This window comes from Robertmurraya sp., from assembly GCF_036676585.1.
Taxonomy (GTDB): domain Bacteria; phylum Bacillota; class Bacilli; order Bacillales; family Cytobacillaceae; genus Robertmurraya_A.
Window position 1 is genome coordinate 1 of sequence record NZ_JAKFCQ010000177.1, and the last position, 2,279, is coordinate 2,279.

The 2,279-nt window shown below is 36.1% G+C and carries 2 protein-coding genes; both read left to right on the top strand.

Annotated features, from left to right (window positions below; genetic code table 11):
- Positions 1–20: 20 nt before the first annotated feature.
- Entirely contained in the window at positions 21–401 is a 381-nt protein-coding gene (locus tag ACGLXV_RS22280; RefSeq protein ID WP_066056563.1) for an SET domain-containing protein, read from the top strand.
- Between the two features lie 160 nt (positions 402–561).
- Positions 562–2,274: a methyl-accepting chemotaxis protein gene (locus tag ACGLXV_RS22285; protein WP_391560348.1), complete on the top strand. Its 1,713-nt coding sequence runs from the start codon at positions 562–564 to the stop codon at positions 2,272–2,274.
- The last annotated feature ends 5 nt before the right edge of the window (positions 2,275–2,279 follow it).

Genomic DNA, 2,279 nt, shown 5'->3' on the forward strand with positions numbered 1-2,279 from the left:
CGAAGGCGAAGGTGACAACTGTGATTGAGATAAGAACTTCTACATTAAGTGATGGAGAACTCAATAGAGGCGTATTTGCAACAAGAGATATTAAAAAAGGTGAACTAATCCATGAAGCACCTGTTATCCCTTATCCGAATGACCAGCACGAACATATCGAAAAAACGCTTCTCGCGGATTACGCTTTCGAGTATGGAATTAATCATTCCGCCCTCCTACTTGGGTACGGTATGCTGTTCAACCATTCATATGAGCCAAATGCAACGTATGAAATTAACTTTCCAAATCATACCTTTGACTTTTATGCTTACAAAGATATTAAAGCTGGAGAAGAAGTATTAATAAACTACAACGGTGAAGAAGATAACCAAGATCCACTGTGGTTTAATGAAGAGAAATAAAAACGAAAGTCTCAGTTTTCTGAGGCTTTTTTCATTTTGTTAACTATTTTGTCAAAAGATCTAGTCTAAAAGTATTAACTAATTCCGACTAAATGCCGATAACAAATGAGAACGTATAATTCATCGAAAAAATATTAAACTACAAAAGGAGCAACCGTCGATGAAATGGATTAAGAATTTAAAAATTGTACAAAAAATGCTTTTATTATCTGTAATCACTCTTGTAAGCCTTTTAATAGTTGGAATTTCCGGTCTTACTCAGCAAACAATGACAGGAAATAAACTAACAGGTATGTATAAGGACAATCTCGAACCAATTCAAGCTGCCAGCTTACTAAAAAGCAATGCACAATATGTACAGACGGCTCTAGTAGAATTAATGGTTAATAGAGATACTACTCGTAATAAGGAGCTTTTAGAAGAATTAGAAGCTAGACTAGAAATGAACCAAGAAATTAGAGAAGCCTATAAAAGTTCGGGGCAAGAAGAACAAGAAGTGTTTGATAGTATCAAGGAAGTAGTTGAAAGATTCCAAGTTTCAAAAGAAAAAACACTCGAACTTGCTCTGAAAAATAAAAACACTGAAGCTTACGAAGTATATGTTCAAGAAACAGATCCCCTTCTAAATGAATTAGATCAATTATATACAAAGTTGATTGAAATCAATGGAAAATATGCAAAAGAAGCAAATGACGAAAACCAAATAAGCAATCGAAACTCATCAATAGTAATGATAAGCATCATTGTCCTTTCAATCATTCTATTTGTTGCTACAAGCTGGATCATTTCAAGATCGATTTACGGCCCGCTTAAGCAAACGGAATACCTAATGCAAAAAGCAAAAAATGGGGACTTAACCGTTTATAGTGACTATGAGTCTAAGGATGAAATCGGGTCTCTCTCAAAATCATTTAATGAAATGATTACCCAAATTAAATCACTAATTATGATGGTTCGTGAATCTTCAGACCAAGTTGCTGCCTCTTCTGAGCAGCTAATGGCTAGTGCTGAAGAAACAAATAAAGCCGCAGAACAAATTGCTGAAGCTAGTTCTATTATGGCAGCTAACGGCGAAGCATCTGTAAAGGGTACAGAAGTTGTATCCATTTCTACACAACAAATGGCAATTGGCATTACAAATATCGCGGATTCGATTACGCAAGTTTCTAATCATTCAAATGTAACAACCGAAGAATCAGAAAAAGGAAATATCGCACTTAAAAAAACCATTGACCAAATGGGATCCATTAATGAAACAGTCCAAACATCATCTAGTATTATTAAGGACTTAGGAGACCGATCTTCCGAGATTGAAAAAATCCTAGCAGTTATCTCTGGTATATCAGAACAAACAAACTTACTTGCTTTAAATGCAGCAATTGAAGCAGCAAGAGCTGGGGAACATGGAAAAGGATTCGCAGTGGTGGCTGATGAAGTAAGAAAATTAGCTGAGGAATCTCGACGTTCGGCTGAACAAATTACACACTTGATACATGATATTCAAAGCAGTACTGCTAATGCAGTTGTATCAATGGATAAATGTACAACAGAAGTACAAACTGGTCTTGTACTAATTAATGATACCGGTAAATCATTTGAGAAAATTCTTCATTCTGCTTCGGATGTATCAAGACAATCCGTTGAAGTATCTGCTGCAGTTAAGCAGTTATCTTCAAGCGTGGAGCAGGTTGCCATGGGTATTTTTGATATCTCAATGAAAACGGAAGAATCTTCATCAGGTTCTCAGACTGTGGCTGCAGGTGCTGAGGAACAGCTTGCTTCAATGGAAGAAATCACCGCTTCCGCTCATTCATTAGCTAAAATGGCTGAAGATCTTCAAGCAATGGTAAATACGTTCAAAGTGCATGAATAAGAAAA